The sequence below is a fragment of the Vibrio sp. 2017_1457_13 genome (assembly GCF_030851525.1).
In the GTDB taxonomy this organism is placed as follows: Bacteria; Pseudomonadota; Gammaproteobacteria; order Enterobacterales; family Vibrionaceae; genus Vibrio; species Vibrio metschnikovii.
On sequence record NZ_VHTA01000005.1, the window covers coordinates 113,627 to 134,079 of the forward strand.

A 20,453-nucleotide genomic window follows, 5' to 3' on the forward strand; every position below is an offset into this window, starting at 1 on the left:
ATCCTCTCTTATGCCAAAACCAAACATAGCCAAGCCACACTTACTGATCGGCTTGTAGATAATATCCCATGCCGCGTTTGGTTTTGAGCAGCGGGGCGGTGAAAGGGTCGTCAATTTTTTTGCGTAATCGGCGCATGTAAACATCGACCACATTGGTTAATGGATCTTGATGCATTCCCCAAACGTTAGCCAGAATTCGCTCGCGACTAAAAATATGCCCAGGTTTATTCATCAATAATTCCAAAATTGACAACTCTTTGGCGGTCAACTCAATGGGTTGATTGTCTCGTGTGACCTGCATTGTTGGCAAACAGAGCACTAAATCTGCGACTTGTAGTGTGGGTAATGGACTGGATTCAGAGTGACGTCGCTGTAGAGCATCTAAACGAGCCAGTAACTCTTCAAAATGGAATGGCTTAGCAAGATAATCGTCTGCGCCGGTACGCAAGCCTTTGACTCGTTCATCGACATCGCCTAGGGCAGAGAGCATTAAGATGCGAACATCAATGCCTGCCGAGCGAATTTGTTGGCAGATGGTCAGTCCATCACAATGAGGCAGCATGCGATCTAAAATCAGCAGATCAGGTTCATAGCTGATGACCGTTTCTACTGCGTATTGGCCATCATTCAGGTGCTGGATCTGATGACCTTCGGCTTTTAAGCCTCGTTCGATAAAACTTGCGATTCTAGGATCATCTTCAATTAATAAAATGCGCATCCTAAACCTCTTCCAGTGGAAAGCTAAGGGTCACTTGGCTACCTTGATTAAGCTGGCTAGCGATCTTGATCTCGCCATTTAATTGTTTAGCCATGCTCTGAGCTAAGGTTAAGCCTATACCGAGTCCGTCAGGACGATATTGTTTGCCATTGTTAGCGCGAAAATAGCGTTCAAAAATACGCTCAAGGTCATCGCTAGCGATACCAATACCTTGATCGCTGAGCTGAAACAATACTTGGTTGGGTTCGAGCATTAACGTTAGTGTAAGTGGCTGTTTTTTCGGGTCATAACGTAATGCATTATCAACAATAATACGGATAATCATTAATAGTTTATCTAAGTCGGTATAGCAAATCAGCGTTTGCCAATTGGCTTGTGCTGGATGAGTCGACTCAACGATAACCTGTTGCGAGTTGGCGAGTAAGTTCGCTTGCCGTCCAACCGCTTGCCAAATGGTCTCAAGTGTCATTGCGGTGAGAGTCGGCTGAAATAATTGTTCATCTTGGCGGATCAGCATTAATAGATCATCAATTCGGTAAGATAAATGCGTCGCTGACTCGTTAATACGTTGTAAAGTTTGCCGATACTCGTCATCACTATTGTGACGACTGCGTAGGGTGATTTGCGCTTCGCCTAAAATCGCTGTCGCAGGGGTACGTAGCTCGTGGCTGACGTTGGCAAAGAACTCTTTTTGCTGATGTTTGGCTTTTTCTAGGGTTTGCAGTGCTTGAGCGAGCTCTTGGGTGCGTGCGGTCACTTCTTTTTCAATCAGCTGGCGCGAAGCCATTTCCTGTTGCTGAGCTTGCTCTAGGCTTTGTGCCATATAGTTGAAGTGGCGAGCGAGGGTTTTTAGCTCATAAGGGCCACTGATGGCGATTCGGTGATCCAGTTGACCTTGCTCTAACGCGGTAGTGCTTTTGACCAATTCCGCCAATGGTTTTGATAAGGTTCTCAGTAGCCAGCCACCGAGTAATCCACCTAAAATCACGCCAATCACGGCGAGACTGATGATCACGCTTCTCACGTTCGATAACGCGCTCATCGCTGCACTTTCATAACGAGCAGTACGCTGTTGTTGCACACTGATCGCTTGATTGAGTAACTGGCGAAGATCGGTGTTATCTACTTGATCAAAGGATTGGCTAAGTAGCAGCCAGCGTTCATCATCATCGGTGATTTTAGCGATTTCCCATGAGCGTAGCGCCTGTTTTAAACTGGCGAAGTTGGTTTCAAATAAAGAGATGACTTTAATTTGCTGAGTGATCTCCGCAAAGTCTTGCTGAGTTAAACTCTGTTGCTGGGCTTGTTCGGTGAGCTGATTGAGCTTTTCCAGTAAATCTTCAATTTTGGCAAAGCGTAGGTCGCGTTTTAAGGTACTGCCATCTTTTATCAATAGATATTCGGCAAGCCAGATCTTCAATTGTTGTTTTTCGGTACTCAGTTGCATGAAGTTTTGCAAAATTTGGCTAGAAATTTGTCCACGCTGAATATGCTCATTAGCGACCTGATTTGACCAATAAGCCGCTCCTGCCTGAGCCAAAATCAGCGACAGTAAAAGTGCCAATACAAACGATAATTGATAGCGAAACACAGCCATTTCCTCACAGCATAGCGTCAATAACTGCAGAGTAAGCGATTTATGCACTCACGGTAAACCATGTTCATCTTAGGTTAATCTTCGCGCAGGGTTTAGGTTCATTGAAGCGCGTTACAGTAGTCACTCAAATTACCTAAACCAGTAAGGCAGAGACTATGCAACGTATCCATAAAACACTTTCTATTTCAGCACTATTATTATTCAGCGTGTTACCGTGGGCAGCTCAGGCTTCTTCGCCGGTTGTGAATAATAATATTACCCATCAAGAAGTGCTCAATGCTCAACAGGCATGGGGCGAGGCATTAATCAATATCAGCCAAACGTATGAAAAGCAAGGCCATGCGGCGGCAAAAACGTTAGCCAGCCAAGTATTGGATCAAGCTTATGGTTACCAACAAGGCGCGGTGCTTTTCAAACCGACGCTCGCCAGTGGTCAGCAAACGTTTCGTACCGATGTGGCTGGAGCGTTAGCCTATTTTGTCGGTGGCAATAGTGATTATGCGCAAGACTCTGGCTTTGCTTTAAAAGGTTGGAAGGAATACCGTTTTGAAAATGCTGCGGTTTATATTAATGGTGATTTAGCCTTGACCATGGGCAATGTCATATTGGTTGATAAGCAAGGGCAAACCACGATGGTGGATAAAAGCTGGGCCTTTAAGAAAGATGAGCAAGGTCAACTTCGCATCGTCTTGCACCACTCTTCTTTACCTTATCAACCTTAAGGCTTAATACCTTTATACCCTTCCTACTTGAAGCTGCAGGAGTGTTGGCTACGTTTGTTCACCCTCTATCTATGCTCATAGGGACTCACTCACTTGCCGCCTACCTGCAACTCCAAGTTGTTTGGGTATAAGCTTCGATACAGAGCCGGTGGCGATGCGACCTGCTTTTTCTATCTGAGCGATTGAATACACTATTATCGGTGTTTAGTATGACTATGATGCAGATGATGTTTGTCCTTTAACTGCTGACGAAACCGAGCGAGATGAAATTGGGATCGAGGTTGCTGACCGCATTTTCTATGACTATGTTGATGCTGTGAATCTAGGCGCTGTTGGTGATTATCATCGACAAAGAAAGAGGCCACGCTCGCGGTTAATAAACCAAAGAGGGTGATGCCTGTTAACATGAGAAACACCGCAACGCCGCGGCCAAAAGCGGTCACTGGATACATATCGCCATAGCCTACGGTGGTAATGGTGGTCATTGCCCACCAAAGCGCATCACTATAATCTTCAATTGGACTGTCGCTGCCTCTCTCCACCAAATAGACAAACGCTGAACTTAGCATCACGGTTAATAAGCTGGTTAAGCCAATAAAACTGAGGGTTTTTTGCCGTAAGACCGCTTTGGTTTGCCGCCAGGTTCTCGGTAAAATAAACAGAATACGTATAAAACGTAATGGTCTTAGGAATGGCATCGCAACAATCAAGACATCAGGCCAATTTTGCATTAAATAGCGGCCACGCTGTTGGCTGAGCAAAATTTTAATGGCTAATTCAGTGGCGAAAACGCCCCACACTAACCAAATCAATTGATTGATAAAGTGGCGTTCTTCTTGGTCTAGCTGAGCGACATCGGGTATTAAAGCCAATAGTACATAAATGAGCGATAAGACAAGCATTGGCACTTCGGTTTTGCTCTCGAAGGCGGCCAGTAATTTTGCGCGTTGTTTTAGGTTCATAATTCTAATGTCATTGTGCGTGGTTTGATAAAAGGTTGTCTGCGTTTAGATGCTATCGGTTAATTGAGTGATACGCGCGCAGAGTGCTTCGGCTAATTGGTGGCTAGCGAGGTTGCGTTCAATGATCGAGTGGGCGAGTTTTCCTTGTTGTATCACCCTGAGCCATTCATCGATCATCGCGCTAAATCCTTTGTTGGTCAGCATCGGTGTCCAATCTGGCGAAGCCAGTCGTTGCGGCTGATTATTCTGCCAGTGCATGCCTTCAGAAAAAGAGTGAAATTGATAACTTTGATTAACGAACTGCGCACTAATAGATTCACTCGTAATGCCACATTGTCGATTCATTGAAGCATGCAACAAAGTGGCTCCATGTTGCCATTGAATATCGATTCGCGCTAACTGTTTGCCGGCCATTTGATGGGTGATGTAAGCGTCTTGCAAATCCGCTTTAGCGTAGAGATTGATGCTATCTAATGGATGGATGAAGTCATCAAACAAGAAGGTACGAATATCACCAGGTAAAGCATGGCGATTTTTCTCCCAGCGTAAGCCGAGTAAGTCGTCTCGTAAGCCTTGCTGCACTCCGACCAAATGTTGATTTAATAGAGGAAGGTGGCGACGATTAAACCCGACATAAAGCGGTTGTTGGTACTGTTCAGCTAATGCGTACAATTGTTCGCAATCAGCCGCGCTGTTTGCTAAGGGTTTATCGACAAATGTGGCGATGCCATGACGTAAGAAAAAAGCCGCAATCTCAGGATGAGCGGCCGTTGCCGCGTGGATCATCACGGCATCGACTTGGAATTTGAGCAGATCTTGATATTGGGTACAGGTTTTAGTAATCCGATATTGAGCGGCTAAATGCGCAAGAGTGTGCTGATTTCGAGTGCAAAAGACCAGTTCAACCTCGGGACGTTGGGTTATCACGGGTAAGTAAGCTTTTTGGGCGATATCCCCCAAGCCAATAATGCCTATTTTGATCATCGTTATCTAAACTGGTTCGCTTCACAATGAGAGCAAGACTAACACTTGCTCTAAAAATCGGTAAGTGTATTGCCGAGAAATTGGGAAGACGATCTTTGTCATTCCTAAGATAAATCCGAGAACGAGTCATACAATAGGCCATAATGATTTAAAACGGACTTTCTTTATTGAGTTCATTACAAACCTCAATAATCGCTAAGGAAAGTCCAGAGCGGATCACTTGCTGTTGGCGCTGTAGTTGTAAGTGATAAAAGTCGAGATCGATGTCGCCATCAGGATCAACCATCGTCACGGGTAACAACCCTCTGTTTTGGACAAGATTTAATGCTTTTATGGCGTGAATCACTTTGGGATCGGTAAAGCTGTACTCCATGGCATCACTATTCAATTGATTACGCAGTTTAATGATGGCTTCGATATCATGATAAGTGTCGTCGGTCACCACGCCTAGGCCGTATAAGAGCTTTAAGCGAACAGAAAGGTTACCAAGTGGTCCAGTGTCGTCTAATAATGGTCCAACAACCGATTGCACCGCAAAATTATCCTTTCGAAAAATACGCTGCATCAGTGCATCAACCGCTTGGGTTAATATGTCAACGGTTGTGATAAAAAAGCCACGCACAGAGGGGGCGTTGTTCAGTTGTTCTAAAATATCGATTTCGTCAATTTTCTGTGCCATATACTATCTAATTTAAGGTTGAGATGGGAAGGCGGTGTCCTTCCCATCTTAGTGTCACGTTAAAGCTGATGATAAATTGCTTCAATTTTTTGTACTTCGACACTGTTTTCTTTTAAGCCTGAATAATGTGCCAGCGTTTTTGGGATCCCGCGTTCTTTGAGTGAAGCTTGCAATTCAATGGATTGCGGATCGTTAAGGTTGGTATATTTTAGGGCGGCGGCAATCCCTTTCAGTAAGGTTGTATTATCTGTGCCGTACTCTATTGTACCGAGTAATGGCTTGATTAATCTATCATTCGGCCCTAATTTTCGTAGAGGTTGACGTCCAACGCGATCCACTTCATCGACTAAGTAAGGATTTGCAAAACGCGATAAGATTTTTTCGATGTACGCATGATGCATTGTGCGATCAAACCCATAACGTTGGATGAGCACTTCGCCACTCTCTTGCATCGCTTGTTTGACCTCGGCGCGTATCTCTGGGTCTTCAATGGCTTGACGAATGGTATGGTGTCCTTTCAAACAGCCAAAGTAAGCGGTAATACAGTGTCCGGTATTGAGGGTAAACAGTTTCCTTTCGATAAAAGCCATCAGATTTTGGGTGGTTTCCATGCCCTTGATACAAGGAATTTCGCCTTTAAACTGCTGCTCATCGACAATCCATTCACTGAAGCTTTCAACCGTGACGTCAAGTGGATCATCGTTGGCGGCTTCGGCGGGAGGGACAATTCGATCGACGGCTGAGTCAACAAATCCAATATATTGTTCAGCTTTGGCTTGGAGATCAGAGGATAAATACTTAAACACCTCGGTTTTTAAGTGGCTAGTGCCTCGTACCATATTTTCACAAGCGATAATATTAAGCGGTTGTTGATTACCTGCCGCAAAACGCGCTTCAATCCCTTTGGCGATGGTTTTTGCAATCATATCCAATACGGCGGGGCCGACAGCCGTGGTGACTAAATCGGTGTTAATCATTCGTTCAATGAGCTCGTGGCTGGCGGAGTTAACGGCGGTTACCTTAGTAACGGTATCAATCTGACAGTCATGACCGACAATCTTAACTTTATACTGTTGTTGATGACTAAGTTGATCCACTAAGGGTTCATTAACATCGGCGAATGTGACTTGAATGTGCGCATCGGCGAGTAGTTTTCCAATAAAACCACGGCCAATATTACCGGCACCAAAATGTACTGCATTTTTCATAATTCATTACCTACCAAATAGTGACTGACAAAGATTAGGGTGAGGTCAGCATAAATTACGGGGGATGCTGACCTCGTTTGCCTCAAGAGCAAAGGCAATTAGGCCGCTTGGGCATTGTTCAAAATTGCCAAGATCTCTTTGATGTTATTGGTCGAGGTCAGGGTGTTGATGGCCTCTGGATCATCAAGGGCATTGGTAATGGCAGTAATGACTTGAATATGGTCATCATTTTTGGCGGCAATACCGATCACTAATTTGGCGATATCGTTTTCATCGTCGCTAAATTGGACGCCGGATGGGTACTGACAAATGACAATACCCGTTTTGATGACTCGATCTTTGGCTTCAATTGTGCCGTGAGGAACCGCGATCGATTCACCTAAGTAGGTCGAGACTAATTGTTCTCTCGCAAGCATCGCATCGACATATTCCGGGTGCACGTAGCCAAGTTCTACTAGCTTATTACCAGCAAAGCGAATGGCTTCCTCTTTATGGCTGGCGGTTAAACCTAGGTAGATATTGTCTTTCTGTAAGCTAAAGATGGATGGTTGCTGAGGGTCAAAATACTCATCATTAGCGGCGACTAACGGTGCTTTAATGAGACAACTGTCATTGGCTGCTTTGGGATGTATGGCGGCCAGCAGTTGGATGACTAATTGGTTATACATGTCGCTATCAAGAAAATTGGTGAGTGATAGATGCTGGGCATTCGGGGCGTGTTTACGCGCTCTGTCGGTGAGATCTTTATGGGTGATCACAATATCCACATCTTGTGGCAAGTTATTGATCGCCAGATTTGTGATGGTGATGTTTAAGCCTGCTGCTTGGGCTTTCTTACGCAATAAACTGGCCCCCATCGCGCTTGATCCCATCCCTGCATCACAGGCCACAATGATGCTTTTGATATGGTTTAGTTTGAGATCATGCTTAGCTGGTGACGGTTTAGCTTGTTCTGTTGTTGTGGATTTTAACGTGTTCATTTGCGCAGTAGCTTTGGCGAGTGAATCTTGATCGCCCTCTTCATCGGTTGAATGCTGAGCTTTCATGAGAATGGCAGCAACAATGAAGGAGACGGCAGCCGCGGCAAAAATAGAGCAGATCACACCAAGCATGGAGGCTTTATTGGTCATTAATAAAATGGCAAAAATAGAACCTGGTGAGGCAGGAGAGACAATACCCGCATTAAATAGGGTTAAGGTAAAGATCCCCGTCATTCCGCCAGCAATCGCGGCTAAGATCAGGCGAGGATTCATCAGTATGTAAGGGAAGTAGATCTCATGAATACCACCGAAAAAGTGAATAATCGTTGCTCCACCAGCGGTTTGACGAGCGGTTCCTTTACCAAACACCATATAGGCTAATAAGATACCTAATCCCGGTCCTGGGTTAGCCTCAATCAGGAAGAAAATGGATTGCCCTGTCTCGCTGGCTTGTTGAATGCCAAGTGGGGAGAAAATACCGTGATTAATAGCATTGTTGAGAAATAGAATTTTCGCAGGTTCGACGAAAATGGATGTTAATGGAAGTAGGTGTGCTGCGACCAAAAAGTTAACGCCAGCCGCTAAAACATCCGATAGCACTTTGACAAAAGGGCCGATTAAATAAAAGGCGATGACGGCGCAGATCATACCGATAATACCAGCAGAGAAATTGTTCACTAACATTTCGAAGCCGCTTTTAATCTTGCCATCAACACGTTTATCAAAGTATTTGATGGCCCAGCCGCCCATTGGCCCGACGATCATTGCGCCCATAAACATAGGAATATCAGTCCCGACGATAACCCCCATGGTGGTTATCGCACCGACAACGGCACCTCGTTCACCACCGATTAACTTACCGCCGGTATAACCGATCAGTAGAGGCAGCAAGTAGGTGATCATCGGGCCAACCAAAGAAGCTAATGTTTCATTGGGTAACCAACCTGTAGGAATAAAAAGAGCGGTAATAAAGCCCCAAGCGATAAACGCACCAATATTGGGCATAACCATGTTTGATAAGAAACGGCCAAAATTTTGTATCTTGACCTTAGCATCTGGTGATAACATATCCGTTCCCCGTTCGATGTTCTAAAGAAGTAGTGTGATAACGGTTCGTCTAAAACCGTTGGTTGCTTAGTACCCAATCAATCTATCACACAATTTTACGTTAGAGCTGACAACGGGTTTTTTGTGATCTATCACGCTATAACTGTCTTTTAGCTGTGCTCATTACGTGATTCTCTTCACCATTTTGCTGTGTAATTAATTTACATCTTCTTTGTTTTGATTTTGTCAACTTATTTTAGTTGCGCCATGTATCAAATTGGGTGATTTCTGTTTGTCTCATATGGTGATCTATATCTCAATTAAGTAACAATGATTGATTTGTTTGAATAATTGTGTGATCTAAGTATCGTGCTGATTTTTGCCTATTATTAAAAACTAAATAATTGACGATGTTTAAATGATTTCTGTAATTTAAGTACAGTTTGACGAAATGGTGTGAGGATGCATTATCAGAATATTCCTTCACCAATTGTTTTCTCATCTGATGTTACTGAGTGATGAAGAGGGGTAGTATCGCCTGCCACCTTTGCATACAGTTACAGCGACATTCATTGGCTCTTTATCTATGCTTATGGTGGATGGATTCGTTTGATGTTGATTGGCAATCTCAAGTTGTTTCGGGATATCAATGTCAGACAGAGAGGTAATTTATCGCTACTTATTATAAAAATAAAAAAGAGATCCATGTCAGAAGCTGCTTAACCTAGTATAGTCCAATCAAGCAAAACGTTTAGTCATTGCGGGTTACCTGCTAGAATCCAAGAATTCCACCTTAGTATTAATAGAATCAATGAAAGAAAAGGTTATCGTTTCTGTTTCATCTATCCACGGCACGCGACACTTTCATCTCGGCAAGTGGTATCGGCATGTTTTAAAAACAGTGGGTTATACTCTGCTGGTTGCATTACTGACCATTGGTGGGGTGATCTATTATTTGTCCAGCGAAGTGGATTTTGCCAAATTAAAGCAGCAAGAATTAGAGAGCCAATCCTCTTCATTACTGGGAGAGCTATCTTCACTGCAAGAACTAAAAAATAATTTAGAGCATGATTTACAAGAGCGTGAAGAAAAAATGCAGTTGGTTGCCGATCGATTAGGCGATCTTGAAAAAGTCTTAGGTATGGAAGACAGTGGTGCGGAATTAGAGTCTCGCTTGGATACAGCAGCGATAACTTCTTCGGTCAGAATGGTGATGTTAACCCAAATTCCCAGTGGCGCACCTGTGCATGAGGCAAGAATTTCGTCAGGATATGGTCAGCGAACTCATCCTGTAACAGGTAAGGTACTTTTTCATCGCGGGCAAGACTTTGCGGTCAATATCGGTACTCCTGTCTACGCGCCAGCCGATGGCGTGGTGGAAGTCACTCGGGCGAGTAACCAAGGTTCAGGTAACTTTTTGCGCTTACAACATGCTTATGGTTTTTCAAGCTCTTATTCGCACTTACAAAAGTTTGCGGTGAAAAGTGGCGATTTTGTACAAAAGGGCGATCTGATTGCTTATTCGGGTAATACCGGTCTCTCTTCTGGGCCTCATCTACATTATGAAGTGCGTTTTGTTGGTCGACCATTAGATCCCAAACCTTTTGTCGATTGGGGTATAAATGATTTTGAAAGTTTATTTAGTCAAGTAAGAGGTATTCGATGGGAATCTTTAGTAAACAAAGTCGAACTCAGAGTCAGCGCGCAGCTACAACTCTCATCGCAAAAGGCTGTTCAATTAGCGGACAACTCCGGTTAGAAGACAATATTCAAATCGATGGTCTTGTCGATGGACAACTGCATGTTATTAAGACCATTGTGGTTAGTGAAAGTGGCGCGGTAAATGGTGATATTTTTGCGCAACATGTGATCATTAACGGTACATTTGAAGGCACTTGTCACGCCGACAAAATCGAGATTTTAAGTAAAGGGGTGGTTAATGGCACTCTGTATACTGACGATTTGAGTATTGAACAAGGTGGACGTTTTAATGGCATGACTCACCCTGCTGCAGGTGAAAACGTCACTCAATTAGTCGATGCAGTTGACGCCAAGGAAACCAAAAACACGAAAATCCACAAAGAGATAAAACCCGCGACCAAAGGCTCAAGTCTATAATCAAAAGTCTGCTGGCACTTCAAAGGTCATTTTTTGATGATGATAGGGGTGAGAAAAGCTTAACTTCTGAGCATGTAGACACAGTCTTTCAGCAGCTTGCCCATACAGATCATCGCCAACGATAGGAAAACCCAATCCATCAGGATGAGCGCAGTGGACGCGCAATTGGTGGGTTCGTCCCGTATGAGGGTATAAATTCACTCGGGTTTTACCTTGTTCAATCGCTACCTTTTCCCACCGTGTCTGCGCCGATTTCCCCATCTCAAAGCAGACCTTTTGTCTAGGTCTATCGTCTAGGTCCGCGGCCAGAGGCAGCGCGATGTCACCGCTATCGTGCTCAAGTTCACCGGATAATAGAGCCACATACTGCTTGTCAATTTGCCGAGTAATAAATTGTTTTTGTAGGGATTTATTCGCGCGGCGCGTTAAAGCGAACACTAACAGTCCTGATGTCGACATATCTAAGCGGTGCAAGACAAATGGACCTTCACAGTTAGGAAATTGCTCAGCTAAGCGGGTGAAAGCGGAATCTTTAATATTAACGCCTGGTACGGATAAAAACTCAGCAGGTTTGTTGATAACGACGATTGCCTCATCTTGGTAGATAATCTCAATTTGTTTACCCTCGGCAGGATTCACTAATAAGGGATTATCCTCTAACGGCATACCTTTGAGCATGTGCGCCAAAATCGGTTGACACTTACTTTGACAAGCGGGGTAAAACTTACCGTGCTGGCGGATCTCCGATTTCGGTGAACTGCCCCACCAAAATTCCGCTAACGCGATTGGGGTTAGTTGGTGCTGAAAAGCATAATGCAGTAATTTCGGTGCCGCGCATTCCCCAGCACCTGCTGGAGGGACTGGGTTTGGACACGGAGCAAAAATAGCATTGAGGTTTTTCTTCTCGCCGTACTGGTTAAGAAAGAAATAGTGTGAGAAGAGTTGATGCTGTAAGCGCGCTGAACGTTGCTTACGCTCTTGTTTAAGTGTTGTTATGGTCTGATTGAGCTGGTTAAGTTCTTCATCTAACGCGGCGATTTTTTGCTGCCATTCAAGCTTAAGCTGTTTTAATTGCCATTTTTCTTGCACGCTTTGCTGAGCAAGTTGGTTGAACAGCGCTTGTTGTTCCGCTTTTGTTGCTTGGCTGGTCGCTGTGGCGCGCTGTTGTTTTCGCTGCGCTCGGCTGTCGATCATTGTTTTTTGCTGCGTGCTAATCGCTTGATTCGCTTGCTCTTGGCAGGTCTGTAAAGCCTCGATGAGAGCATTGCGCGGCTCCGAGTTCATTAGCTGCTTAATTTGCTGATTTATTTCGGCGATATGGTTGGCTTCTGCGCTAAAAAATTCCGTCTGCGTAAAACGATCAAACACTGGCGGTACAAAACCGGGGAGATGATCTTGTTCGGCGAGCTGACCAGAAAACGCAGCGAGATATCCCAATTGCTGTTGAGCATTTTTCACCACTAAAACGCCAAACATTTTTCCGTGACCGTCGCTGTGTTGCTCAATGCCAAAAGGGTGAACCCAATCATTTTGTGTTGTTAGATGAGTTTGTAACTGTTTGGTGGCAATCAGCGCTAAAGGATGCGGCTGATAACAAAACGGATAAGTGAAGCGTTCAGGTAATGAGATATTAGTAATGTCAGTGATAAATGGGGTAAAGCAATCGGCAGGCATAGTGAAGACAACGGTGGTTAAAAACAAGGGAGAGTTTACTGCGCTCGGCGTAAAAAGTCAGTATTTCTCCCTAAGCTTGAGCAAAACAACCTATTTACAGCATCGGTAACACAGACAGCAGCAATAATCCGCCCATGGCACCATTAAACCAACGGACATAGCGCGGATGATTCATCCACTGGCTTAGCTGCTTACCGGCCACCGTCCAGACGCTTACCGATGGTATATTGACCATCGCAAATACCAAGGCGATGACCATTAATTGTATCCAACTTGCCTGTTGGTTAAACACACTTACAGCGGTGAGCGCCATTGACCAGCCTTTCGGATTCACCCACTGAAAGAGTGCCGCAGCAGTAAAGGTCATCGGTTGATAACGCTGCGTTGTTTGTGAGGGGTTACTCAAGGCTATTTTTACGGCTAAATAGACTAAGTAGGCGGTGCAGATGATTTGCAGTCCGTATTGTAGCATTGGATAACGATGAAACAGTTCGGTGAGTCCAACACCAACCAGCAGCACCATGATACTGAATCCTAAAATAATGCCCAGCATGTGAGGAATGGTCCGTACAAATCCGACGTTGGCTCCTGAGGTCATGAGCATGATGTTATTTGGACCGGGTGAAAAAGTAGAAACAAACGCGAATGCGATGAGTGGTCCCCATTGTGTGTAATCCATGAGCGGCTCTTGTTAAGTAAATGATGAGAAAATAATAATGGTATTGTTGGGCAATATTGTGTTTATATTTGTTTTTAATGACTTCAATTAGCAATAAAAATGACTTATGGATAGATTTGACGAAAGAATATTGCAAGCGCTTCAGGCGGATGGGCGGATCTCTAATGTCGAGCTTGCCGAGCGGGTTGGGTTATCACCCTCAGCGACACTAAGGCGAGTGCAAGAGCTTGAGCGCAAGAAAGTCATTAAAGGTTATCGAGTGATCGTCGATAAAAGCCAGCTTGATATTGGGTTTGTGGCGTATGTTGCGATTGGTTTGAATAGCCATACCAAAAAGGCACAACTCAGTTTTGAAGAGCACGTACGCTTTGCTAAAGAGGTGGTGGAGTGTCATAACATTACTGGAATGAATGAGTACTTACTTCGTGTTGAGACTAAAGATCTCAGTGCTTATAAGCGCTTTCATGCGGATGTGTTAGGTGAATGCCTAACGGTAAAATCCATTAGCACTATGGTCGTCATGGATTCTCCAAAAGATGCCCGCCAGTAGTGAGCATCTTTTCATCCTATTTTTAGTGTCCGAGAAACTAAAAAATACAGTGTTTCGCGTATGAAGTGGCTTGATTGGCTGTCCAATCGCCTTTTGGTTTCTCTTGCATATCCTCACACCACTCTTGACTGCCCACTTCAGTTTGTAATACGCAGTGTTTAGCAAAATCCACCGCTCCTTGGGCGCTCCATTCACCTTTAGGTTTTTCACGCATCTCTTGGCACCAAGAGCTAGTACCTACTTCGTTTTCACAAGCAGCGAGAGCCAAGGTACTGAGCAATAATAACGCTAATTTTTTCATTGTTGATCTACCGATAAAGAAAACGTAAGTCATGATACCTAAGTCGCCCTAGAACAAGCCATGCTTTCTGGTCATTTTTCTGTTTTTCCTACGGCAATTGCAGATATGACTCAGTGGATCATTGATTGGCTAATAAAAATCTCAGTGATCATTCTCACTGTTTATCCATCATCAAATATCGATAAAACGATCCAACTCACAGTCTGATTTTAATCTAGATGCAAAGCAAAAAAGTGGCGTTATTATGCTATCGAAACGTTTCGATGAGTGTTTTGTCAATAATAAACGGTCGATATGGGTCCTAGCTTCACCTCAACGTGCACTGAAATAAAGGTCAAATAATGAAAAAAAATCTCCTCCTAAACGCAGAGCTCTCTTATCTAGTGGCAACGTTAGGTCATACCGATGAAATTACGATTGGCGATGCTGGTTTACCGATTGACGAGTCTGTACAGCGAATCGATTTAGCTTTAACGCAGGGTATCCCGAGTTTTTTGGATACGGTGCGCGTCATCCTCAGCGAAATGCAAGTGCAAGTGGTGCTACTGGCTAACGAGTTTGCTCAAGTCAGTCCTGATTTACATAGCGCACTACTCACGGAGTTACACCGCGAGCAACAGGAAACAGGTCAACCTATTGCGATTGAGTATCTTAGCCATGATGAGTTTAAAACTCGTACGGTTGCCAGCCGCGCGGTGGTAAGAACCGGTGAGTGTACACCTTATGCCAATGTGATTTTTCAATCGGGCGTGGTGTTTTAGCGTTCGATGTTGTGATTTAACGATGAGGAGGAGTGATGACTCAACCGATTTTAGCTCTCAGTCAGATTGATAAAGCTTTTCCTGGTGTGAAGGCGCTTGATCAAGCTTGTTTAAACGTCTATCCGGGTCGAGTCATGGCCTTGATGGGAGAAAATGGCGCTGGCAAATCGACCTTAATGAAAGTATTGACGGGGATCTACAGCAAAGATGCTGGCACCATAGAGTATCAAGGTCAACCAGCCAGTTTCAAAGGCCCTAGGGATTCTCAGCAAGCGGGGATCAGTATTATTCATCAGGAGTTAAACCTGATCCCGCAGCTGACAATTGCAGAAAACATCTTTCTTGGCCGAGAAAAAACCAGTGCTTTCGGTCGTATCTTGTGGCAAGAGATGTACGCGGAAGCGGATCAGCTGTTAGCCCGTCTTAATGTTAAACACAGTGCTAAAACCTTGCTCGGTGAGCTGAGTCTTGGTGAACAGCAGATGGTGGAAATCGCCAAGGCACTCTCCTTTGAGTCTAAAGTGATCATCATGGATGAGCCAACCGACGCATTAACGGATACCGAAACCGCCTCATTGTTTAAAGTGATTAATGAATTGCGCGACCAAGGTTGTGGCATCGTTTATATCTCTCATCGTTTAAAAGAAATTTTTGAAATTTGCGATGATATTACCGTGTTGCGAGATGGCAAATTCATCGGTCAATGCCAAGTCAGTGAGACCGATGAAGATGGTCTGATTGAAATGATGGTTGGGCGTAAATTAGAAGAGCAGTATCCACGTATTGACGTAGAGCCAGAAAATAAAGTTTGTCTCGAAGTGATAGGTTTGACCGGATCGGGGATTCATGATGTCAGCTTTACCCTGCGTCGAGGAGAGATTTTAGGTATCTCTGGCTTGATGGGAGCGGGACGTAGCGAATTAATGAAGGTGATTTATGGCGCGCTGCCTTCTGAGCGGGGTGTGATTAATCTGAATGGTCGCACCATTAACCCCGTTAGCCCGCAAGATGGTTTAGCCAATGGTATTGCCTACATCTCAGAAGATCGCAAAGGCGATGGTCTGGTACTCGGTTTATCAGTCAAAGAAAATATGTCGCTGTGCGCCCTCGATAAACTGACCAAGGGCATACAAATTCAGCATGGCGCAGAAGCGACGGCGGTAGAAGATTTCATTCAACTGTTCAATATAAAAACCCCTTCTCGCAACCAGATCATTGGTCATCTTTCAGGTGGGAATCAGCAAAAAGTGGCGATCGCCAAAGGCTTAATGACCAGACCGAAGGTGTTGATTTTAGATGAACCGACACGTGGTGTTGATGTCGGTGCGAAAAAAGAAATCTATCAATTAATCAATAAGTTTAAAGCGCAAGGGATGAGTATCATTTTAGTTTCATCGGAAATGCCAGAAGTACTTGGTATGAGCGATCGAATTTTAGTGATGCATGAAGGGCGGATCAGTGGCGAATTTGATGCCAAGCAAGCCAATCAAGAAAATCTTTTAGCGTGTGCCGTTGGCAAAACCTTGAACGAGGAAGCAGCATGAATAGTAAAACCCTAAGTAATCAGACGCCAGACGGTGGTAAAAAGTGGTTTAGTAAAGCGTGGTTGATTGAACAAAAGTCACTGATTGCTCTGCTATTTTTAGTCGTTGTGGTGTCATTCTTAAATCCCAACTTTTTTACCGTCGACAACATACTGAATATTTTACGTCAGACATCGGTGAACGCGATCATTGCGGTTGGTATGACTTTAGTTATTTTAACCGCGGGCATTGATCTCAGTGTTGGCTCTGTGCTGGCCCTATGTGGTGCGTTTGCTGCCAGCCTGATTGCCCTTGAAGTTCCGGTTATGGTGGCGGTGCCAACGGCTTTACTTGCTGGCGCGGCGCTAGGAGGGATCAGTGGCATCATCATCGCCAAAGGTAAGGTACAAGCTTTTATTGCCACGTTAGTCACCATGACACTCCTGCGCGGCGTCACCATGGTTTATACCGATGGGCGTCCTATTTCAACCGGCTTTACCGATACCGCTGATGCGTTTGCTTGGTTTGGTACCGGTTACGCACTGGGCATTCCTGTACCCGTTTGGATGATGGTGGTGGTGTTTGCGGCGGCGTGGTACTTGCTCAATCACACACGTTTTGGTCGTTATATCTATGCCATGGGCGGTAATGAGTCGGCGGCGCGTTTATCCGGTATCAATGTTGATCGCGTCAAAATCGGTGTGTACGCCATTTGTGGTCTGTTATCGGCCTTGGCGGGCATCATTGTTACTTCTCGGCTCTCTTCTGCACAACCTACGGCAGGCATGGGCTATGAGCTGGATGCGATTGCAGCGGTTGTATTAGGCGGCACCAGCTTAATGGGCGGCAAAGGTCGGATCATGGGCACCTTAATTGGTGCGCTGATCATCGGCTTCTTAAATAACGCATTGAACTTACTCGATGTGACCTCTTACTACCAGATGATAGCGAAAGCGGCGGTTATATTGCTGGCTGTGCTGGTGGACAATAAAAATAAGTAAAACGTGAACCTACCAGATGTAAGCGAGCTTTCATCTGGTTCCCCCTACAAAAAAGGATGATTAACATGAAAAAACTTGCGACGTTAATTTCTGCTGCGTTGTTATCGGCTTCGGTATCGGTCTCAGCTTCTGCTAAAGACACGATTGCCATTGTCGTTTCAACCCTGAACAATCCATTCTTTGTCACCATGAAAGATGGTGCGGAAGCGAAAGCCAAAGACTTAGGCTATAACCTGATCGTTTTGGACTCGCAAAACGATCCGAGTAAAGAGCTGTCGAACGTAGAAGATCTCACGGTTCGAGGTGTAAAAGCGATTTTAATTAACCCAACCGACTCCGATGCTGTATCAAACGCTATCCGCCGAGCCAATCGCGCGAATATCCCTGTGGTAACCTTGGATCGTGGCGCGAGCCGTGGTGAGGTAGTCAGTCATATCGCTTCGGATAACGTAATGGGCGGAGAGATGGCTGGTCAATTTATCGTTGAAAAAGTTGGCGAAAAAGCCAAAGTCATTCAGCTCGAAGGGATCGCCGGCACCTCGGCGGCTCGTGAACGCGGACAAGGTTTTATGAATGCGGTTAAAGAGCGTGATATGGTTTTGCTTGCCAGCCAACCTGCTGACTTTGATCGCACCAAAGGATTAAACGTCATGGAAAACCTATTAGCATCAAACCCAAGCGTGCAAGCTGTCTTTGCGCAAAATGATGAAATGGCATTGGGCGCGCTGCGCGCGGTGCAAGCGTCTGGTAAAAACATTTTGATTGTTGGTTTTGATGGTACTGAGGATGGCATTGCCGCAGTAAAGCGTGGTCAGTTAGGGGCAACGGTCGCTCAGCAACCCGACATGATTGGCGCTTTAGGGGTTGAAACTGCTGATAAGATCCTCAAAGGTCAGACGGTCGAGGCTTATCTTCCTGTGCCGCTGAAAATTATCAGTCAATAACTCATGTATCGTATACCTCGCTCTGAGTATAGGGCGAGGTTTTCTATCTTATAGAAGGATAATTCTTATGAACCAATTGGTGGTATTAGGTAGTGTCAATGCTGACCATGTTCTACAAGTCCCTACTTTCCCTCGTCCTGGAGAAACGCTTCATGGCCGAAATTATCAAGTCATTCCTGGCGGTAAAGGAGCAAACCAAGCGGTTGCCGCCGCGCGCTTAAAGGCGGATATCGGTTTTATTGCCTGCGTTGGTGATGATGCCTTTGGTATCGAAAGTTGTGAACGTTTTAAGCGGGATGGAATGGATATTCGTGGTGTGAAAGTACAAGCGGATTGCCCAACAGGCATTGCGATGATCCAAGTTTCCGACCGTGGAGAAAACAGCATTTGTCTTTCAGCTGAGGCGAATGACCGATTAACCGCAGAAGCCATCGAAGATGACCTACCAAGTATTCGTGCCGCCAGCTACTTGTTAATGCAACTTGAAACGCCGATTGACGGCATCATTAAAGCCGCACAAGTCGCTAAACAAGCGAAAACAAAGGTGGTACTCAACCCAGCGCCAGCCCGTGAGTTGCCTTCTAGCTTGCTTAGTTGTGTTGATGTGATCACCCCCAATGAAACAGAAGCGCAAGTACTCACCGGCATTACCGTCACTGATGATGCTACAGCCCAGCAAGCGGCCACAGTATTACATCAGCAAGGCATTGAAATTGTTATTATTACCCTTGGCGCAAAAGGAGTTTGGTTAAGTGAACATGGGCGTGGACAACTTATCCCCGGTTTTCGCGTCTCGGCCACCGACACCACCGCCGCGGGCGATACATTTAATGGTGCGTTTGTGACTGGCTTGTTAGAGAATATGCCTTTAGAATCAGCGATTAAGTTTGCTCATGCCGCAGCAGCGATTTCAGTTACTCGTTTTGGCGCACAAACGTCGATTCCGACTCGCCAAGAAGTGGATGAATTTTTAGCTCAGCATCAATAAGGGATAAGATGATATGGCGACCATGAAAGATATTGCACGCGTTGCAGGCGTTTCGACCTCTACGGTTAGCCATGTGATCAATAAGACTCGCTATGTCAGTGATGATATTGCCGAGCGAGTCAACAAAGCCGCGAAAGATCTCAATTACGCGCCTTCGGCTTTGGCGCGTAGTTTAAAAATGAATCGTACCCGTACCATTGGCATGCTAGTGACTACCTCGACCAATCCATTTTTCGGAGAAGTCGTTAAAGGGGTTGAGCGCAGCTGCTATCAACAAGGTTATAGCCTGATCTTATGTAATACCGAAGGGGATAATCAACGTATGAAAGCGTCGATCAATACCCTATTACAAAAACGAGTCGATGGCTTAATTTTAATGTGCTCGACCTTAGAAGGCGAACGGATTGAAGTCTTTGAGCGCTATCCTGATATTCCAGTGGTGGTTATGGATTGGGGGCCAATGTTATTTTCCAGTGATAAAATCCAAGATAACTCGCTACGTGGTGGCTACATGGCGACCCAGTACTTAATTGAATGTGGTCATCAATCCATCGGCTGTATTACTGGACCACTGAGTCGTCATCAAGCGCAAATGCGCTATGAAGGTTATAAACGAGCCATGTTAGAAGCGGGCTTAACCATTAATCCTGATTGGATTATTGAGTCTGATTTTGAATGTGAAGGAGGCGCGCAAGCACTGTATCGATTGCAAAAAAAAGGGCCATTACCCAGCGCAATTTTTGTTAGTAATGACATGATGGCCATGGGGGTGATTCATGCCGCCAGTGACCTTCATATCCCTATTCCAGAGCAGCTTTCGATCATCGGTTATGATGATATTCATATCGCAAATTTTATGACGCCTTCCCTGACGACTATTCATCAGCCTAAATACCGTTTAGGTCAGGCAGCGATCGATACCCTATTAAATAAGCTTAAAAATCAGAGCCGCGAGCCTCAAGTGGTTCAACTAGAACCAACGCTGGTTGTCCGTCAGAGTGTGAAAGTAAAATAGAA

20 protein-coding genes are annotated in these 20,453 nt (G+C 44.9%); 10 read left to right on the forward strand and 10 right to left on the reverse strand.

Going from position 1 to position 20,453, the window contains the following annotated elements:
* Window positions 1–40: 40 nt before the first annotated feature.
* Complete coding sequence (locus tag FKN88_RS08175; RefSeq protein ID WP_154170839.1) at window positions 41–718, reverse strand: response regulator transcription factor; 678 nt, start codon at window positions 716–718, stop codon at window positions 41–43.
* A 1-nt stretch (window position 719) separates the two neighbouring features.
* Window positions 720–2,309 carry a HAMP domain-containing sensor histidine kinase gene (locus FKN88_RS08180; RefSeq protein WP_306687440.1) on the reverse strand — a complete coding sequence of 530 codons (1,590 nt, stop codon included), beginning with the start codon at window positions 2,307–2,309 and terminating at the stop codon, window positions 720–722.
* A gap of 161 nt (window positions 2,310–2,470) precedes the next feature.
* Here FKN88_RS08180 and FKN88_RS08185 point away from each other — a divergent pair, with 161 nt between their 5' ends.
* Window positions 2,471–3,037: a phosphoribosyl-AMP cyclohydrolase gene (locus FKN88_RS08185; protein WP_154170840.1), complete on the forward strand. Its 567-nt coding sequence runs from the start codon at window positions 2,471–2,473 to the stop codon at window positions 3,035–3,037.
* A 194-nt stretch (window positions 3,038–3,231) separates the two neighbouring features.
* Here the strand turns inward: FKN88_RS08185 and FKN88_RS08190 are convergent, their stop codons facing one another.
* The 5 genes from FKN88_RS08190 to FKN88_RS08210 form a co-directional block, all read right to left on the reverse strand.
* The gene (locus FKN88_RS08190; protein WP_154170841.1) at window positions 3,232–3,999 is read right to left on the reverse strand and encodes a potassium channel family protein; all 768 of its coding nucleotides are present in this window, start codon (window positions 3,997–3,999) and stop codon (window positions 3,232–3,234) included.
* A gap of 45 nt (window positions 4,000–4,044) precedes the next feature.
* Window positions 4,045–4,980 (reverse strand): Gfo/Idh/MocA family protein, encoded by a 936-nt coding sequence (locus tag FKN88_RS08195; protein WP_306687462.1) that lies wholly within the window; start codon window positions 4,978–4,980, stop codon window positions 4,045–4,047.
* A 151-nt stretch (window positions 4,981–5,131) separates the two neighbouring features.
* The gene (locus tag FKN88_RS08200) at window positions 5,132–5,662 is read right to left on the reverse strand and encodes an MltR family transcriptional regulator (RefSeq protein WP_004396869.1); all 531 of its coding nucleotides are present in this window, start codon (window positions 5,660–5,662) and stop codon (window positions 5,132–5,134) included.
* 59 nt (window positions 5,663–5,721) lie between these two features.
* Window positions 5,722–6,870 (reverse strand): mannitol-1-phosphate 5-dehydrogenase, encoded by a 1,149-nt coding sequence (locus FKN88_RS08205; protein ID WP_306687439.1) that lies wholly within the window; start codon window positions 6,868–6,870, stop codon window positions 5,722–5,724.
* Between the two features lie 98 nt (window positions 6,871–6,968).
* Window positions 6,969–8,918, reverse strand: coding sequence for a PTS mannitol transporter subunit IICBA (locus FKN88_RS08210; protein WP_154170844.1), 1,950 nt, complete (start codon window positions 8,916–8,918; stop codon window positions 6,969–6,971).
* A 790-nt stretch (window positions 8,919–9,708) separates the two neighbouring features.
* On the opposite strand from FKN88_RS08210, the gene FKN88_RS08215 reads away from it, so the two are divergent.
* Window positions 9,709–10,656, forward strand: a complete 948-nt coding sequence (locus tag FKN88_RS08215) for a M23 family metallopeptidase (RefSeq protein ID WP_072670864.1) — start codon at window positions 9,709–9,711, stop codon at window positions 10,654–10,656.
* Window positions 10,560–11,015: a polymer-forming cytoskeletal protein gene (locus FKN88_RS08220; protein WP_187984906.1), complete on the forward strand. Its 456-nt coding sequence runs from the start codon at window positions 10,560–10,562 to the stop codon at window positions 11,013–11,015. Before FKN88_RS08215 ends, FKN88_RS08220 begins: the two co-directional genes overlap by 97 nt.
* Here FKN88_RS08220 and FKN88_RS08225 read toward each other — a convergent pair whose 3' ends face one another.
* A complete protein-coding gene (locus tag FKN88_RS08225) occupies window positions 11,016–12,689 on the reverse strand; it encodes a pseudouridine synthase (RefSeq protein ID WP_306687461.1) in 1,674 nt (557 codons plus the stop codon).
* A 94-nt stretch (window positions 12,690–12,783) separates the two neighbouring features.
* Window positions 12,784–13,368 (reverse strand): LysE family translocator, encoded by a 585-nt coding sequence (locus FKN88_RS08230; RefSeq protein ID WP_161439338.1) that lies wholly within the window; start codon window positions 13,366–13,368, stop codon window positions 12,784–12,786.
* Window positions 13,369–13,474: 106 nt separating this feature from the next.
* Between FKN88_RS08230 and FKN88_RS08235 the strand changes: the two genes are divergently transcribed.
* On the forward strand, window positions 13,475–13,918 hold the full coding sequence (locus FKN88_RS08235; RefSeq protein ID WP_040905225.1) for an Lrp/AsnC family transcriptional regulator: 444 nt from the start codon (window positions 13,475–13,477) through the stop codon (window positions 13,916–13,918).
* A gap of 37 nt (window positions 13,919–13,955) precedes the next feature.
* On the opposite strand, the gene FKN88_RS08240 is transcribed toward FKN88_RS08235, so the two are convergent.
* On the reverse strand, window positions 13,956–14,219 hold the full coding sequence (locus FKN88_RS08240; RefSeq protein WP_306687438.1) for a DUF3012 domain-containing protein: 264 nt from the start codon (window positions 14,217–14,219) through the stop codon (window positions 13,956–13,958).
* A gap of 341 nt (window positions 14,220–14,560) precedes the next feature.
* On the opposite strand from FKN88_RS08240, the gene rbsD reads away from it, so the two are divergent.
* From rbsD to FKN88_RS08270, 6 genes are all read left to right on the forward strand, one after another.
* Window positions 14,561–14,980, forward strand: coding sequence for a D-ribose pyranase (gene rbsD / locus FKN88_RS08245; protein ID WP_158137159.1), 420 nt, complete (start codon window positions 14,561–14,563; stop codon window positions 14,978–14,980).
* Between the two features lie 35 nt (window positions 14,981–15,015).
* Window positions 15,016–16,524 (forward strand): ribose ABC transporter ATP-binding protein RbsA, encoded by a 1,509-nt coding sequence (gene rbsA / locus FKN88_RS08250; protein WP_158137158.1) that lies wholly within the window; start codon window positions 15,016–15,018, stop codon window positions 16,522–16,524.
* Window positions 16,521–17,504 carry a ribose ABC transporter permease gene (gene rbsC / locus FKN88_RS08255; RefSeq protein WP_004396879.1) on the forward strand — a complete coding sequence of 328 codons (984 nt, stop codon included), beginning with the start codon at window positions 16,521–16,523 and terminating at the stop codon, window positions 17,502–17,504. The genes rbsA and rbsC overlap by 4 nt, the downstream gene beginning before the upstream one ends.
* A gap of 65 nt (window positions 17,505–17,569) precedes the next feature.
* A complete protein-coding gene (gene rbsB / locus FKN88_RS08260) occupies window positions 17,570–18,448 on the forward strand; it encodes a ribose ABC transporter substrate-binding protein RbsB (RefSeq protein ID WP_158145230.1) in 879 nt (292 codons plus the stop codon).
* A 67-nt stretch (window positions 18,449–18,515) separates the two neighbouring features.
* Window positions 18,516–19,436 carry a ribokinase gene (gene rbsK, locus FKN88_RS08265; protein WP_306687437.1) on the forward strand — a complete coding sequence of 307 codons (921 nt, stop codon included), beginning with the start codon at window positions 18,516–18,518 and terminating at the stop codon, window positions 19,434–19,436.
* A gap of 13 nt (window positions 19,437–19,449) precedes the next feature.
* Complete coding sequence (locus FKN88_RS08270; protein WP_154170851.1) at window positions 19,450–20,451, forward strand: substrate-binding domain-containing protein; 1,002 nt, start codon at window positions 19,450–19,452, stop codon at window positions 20,449–20,451.
* The last annotated feature ends 2 nt before the right edge of the window (window positions 20,452–20,453 follow it).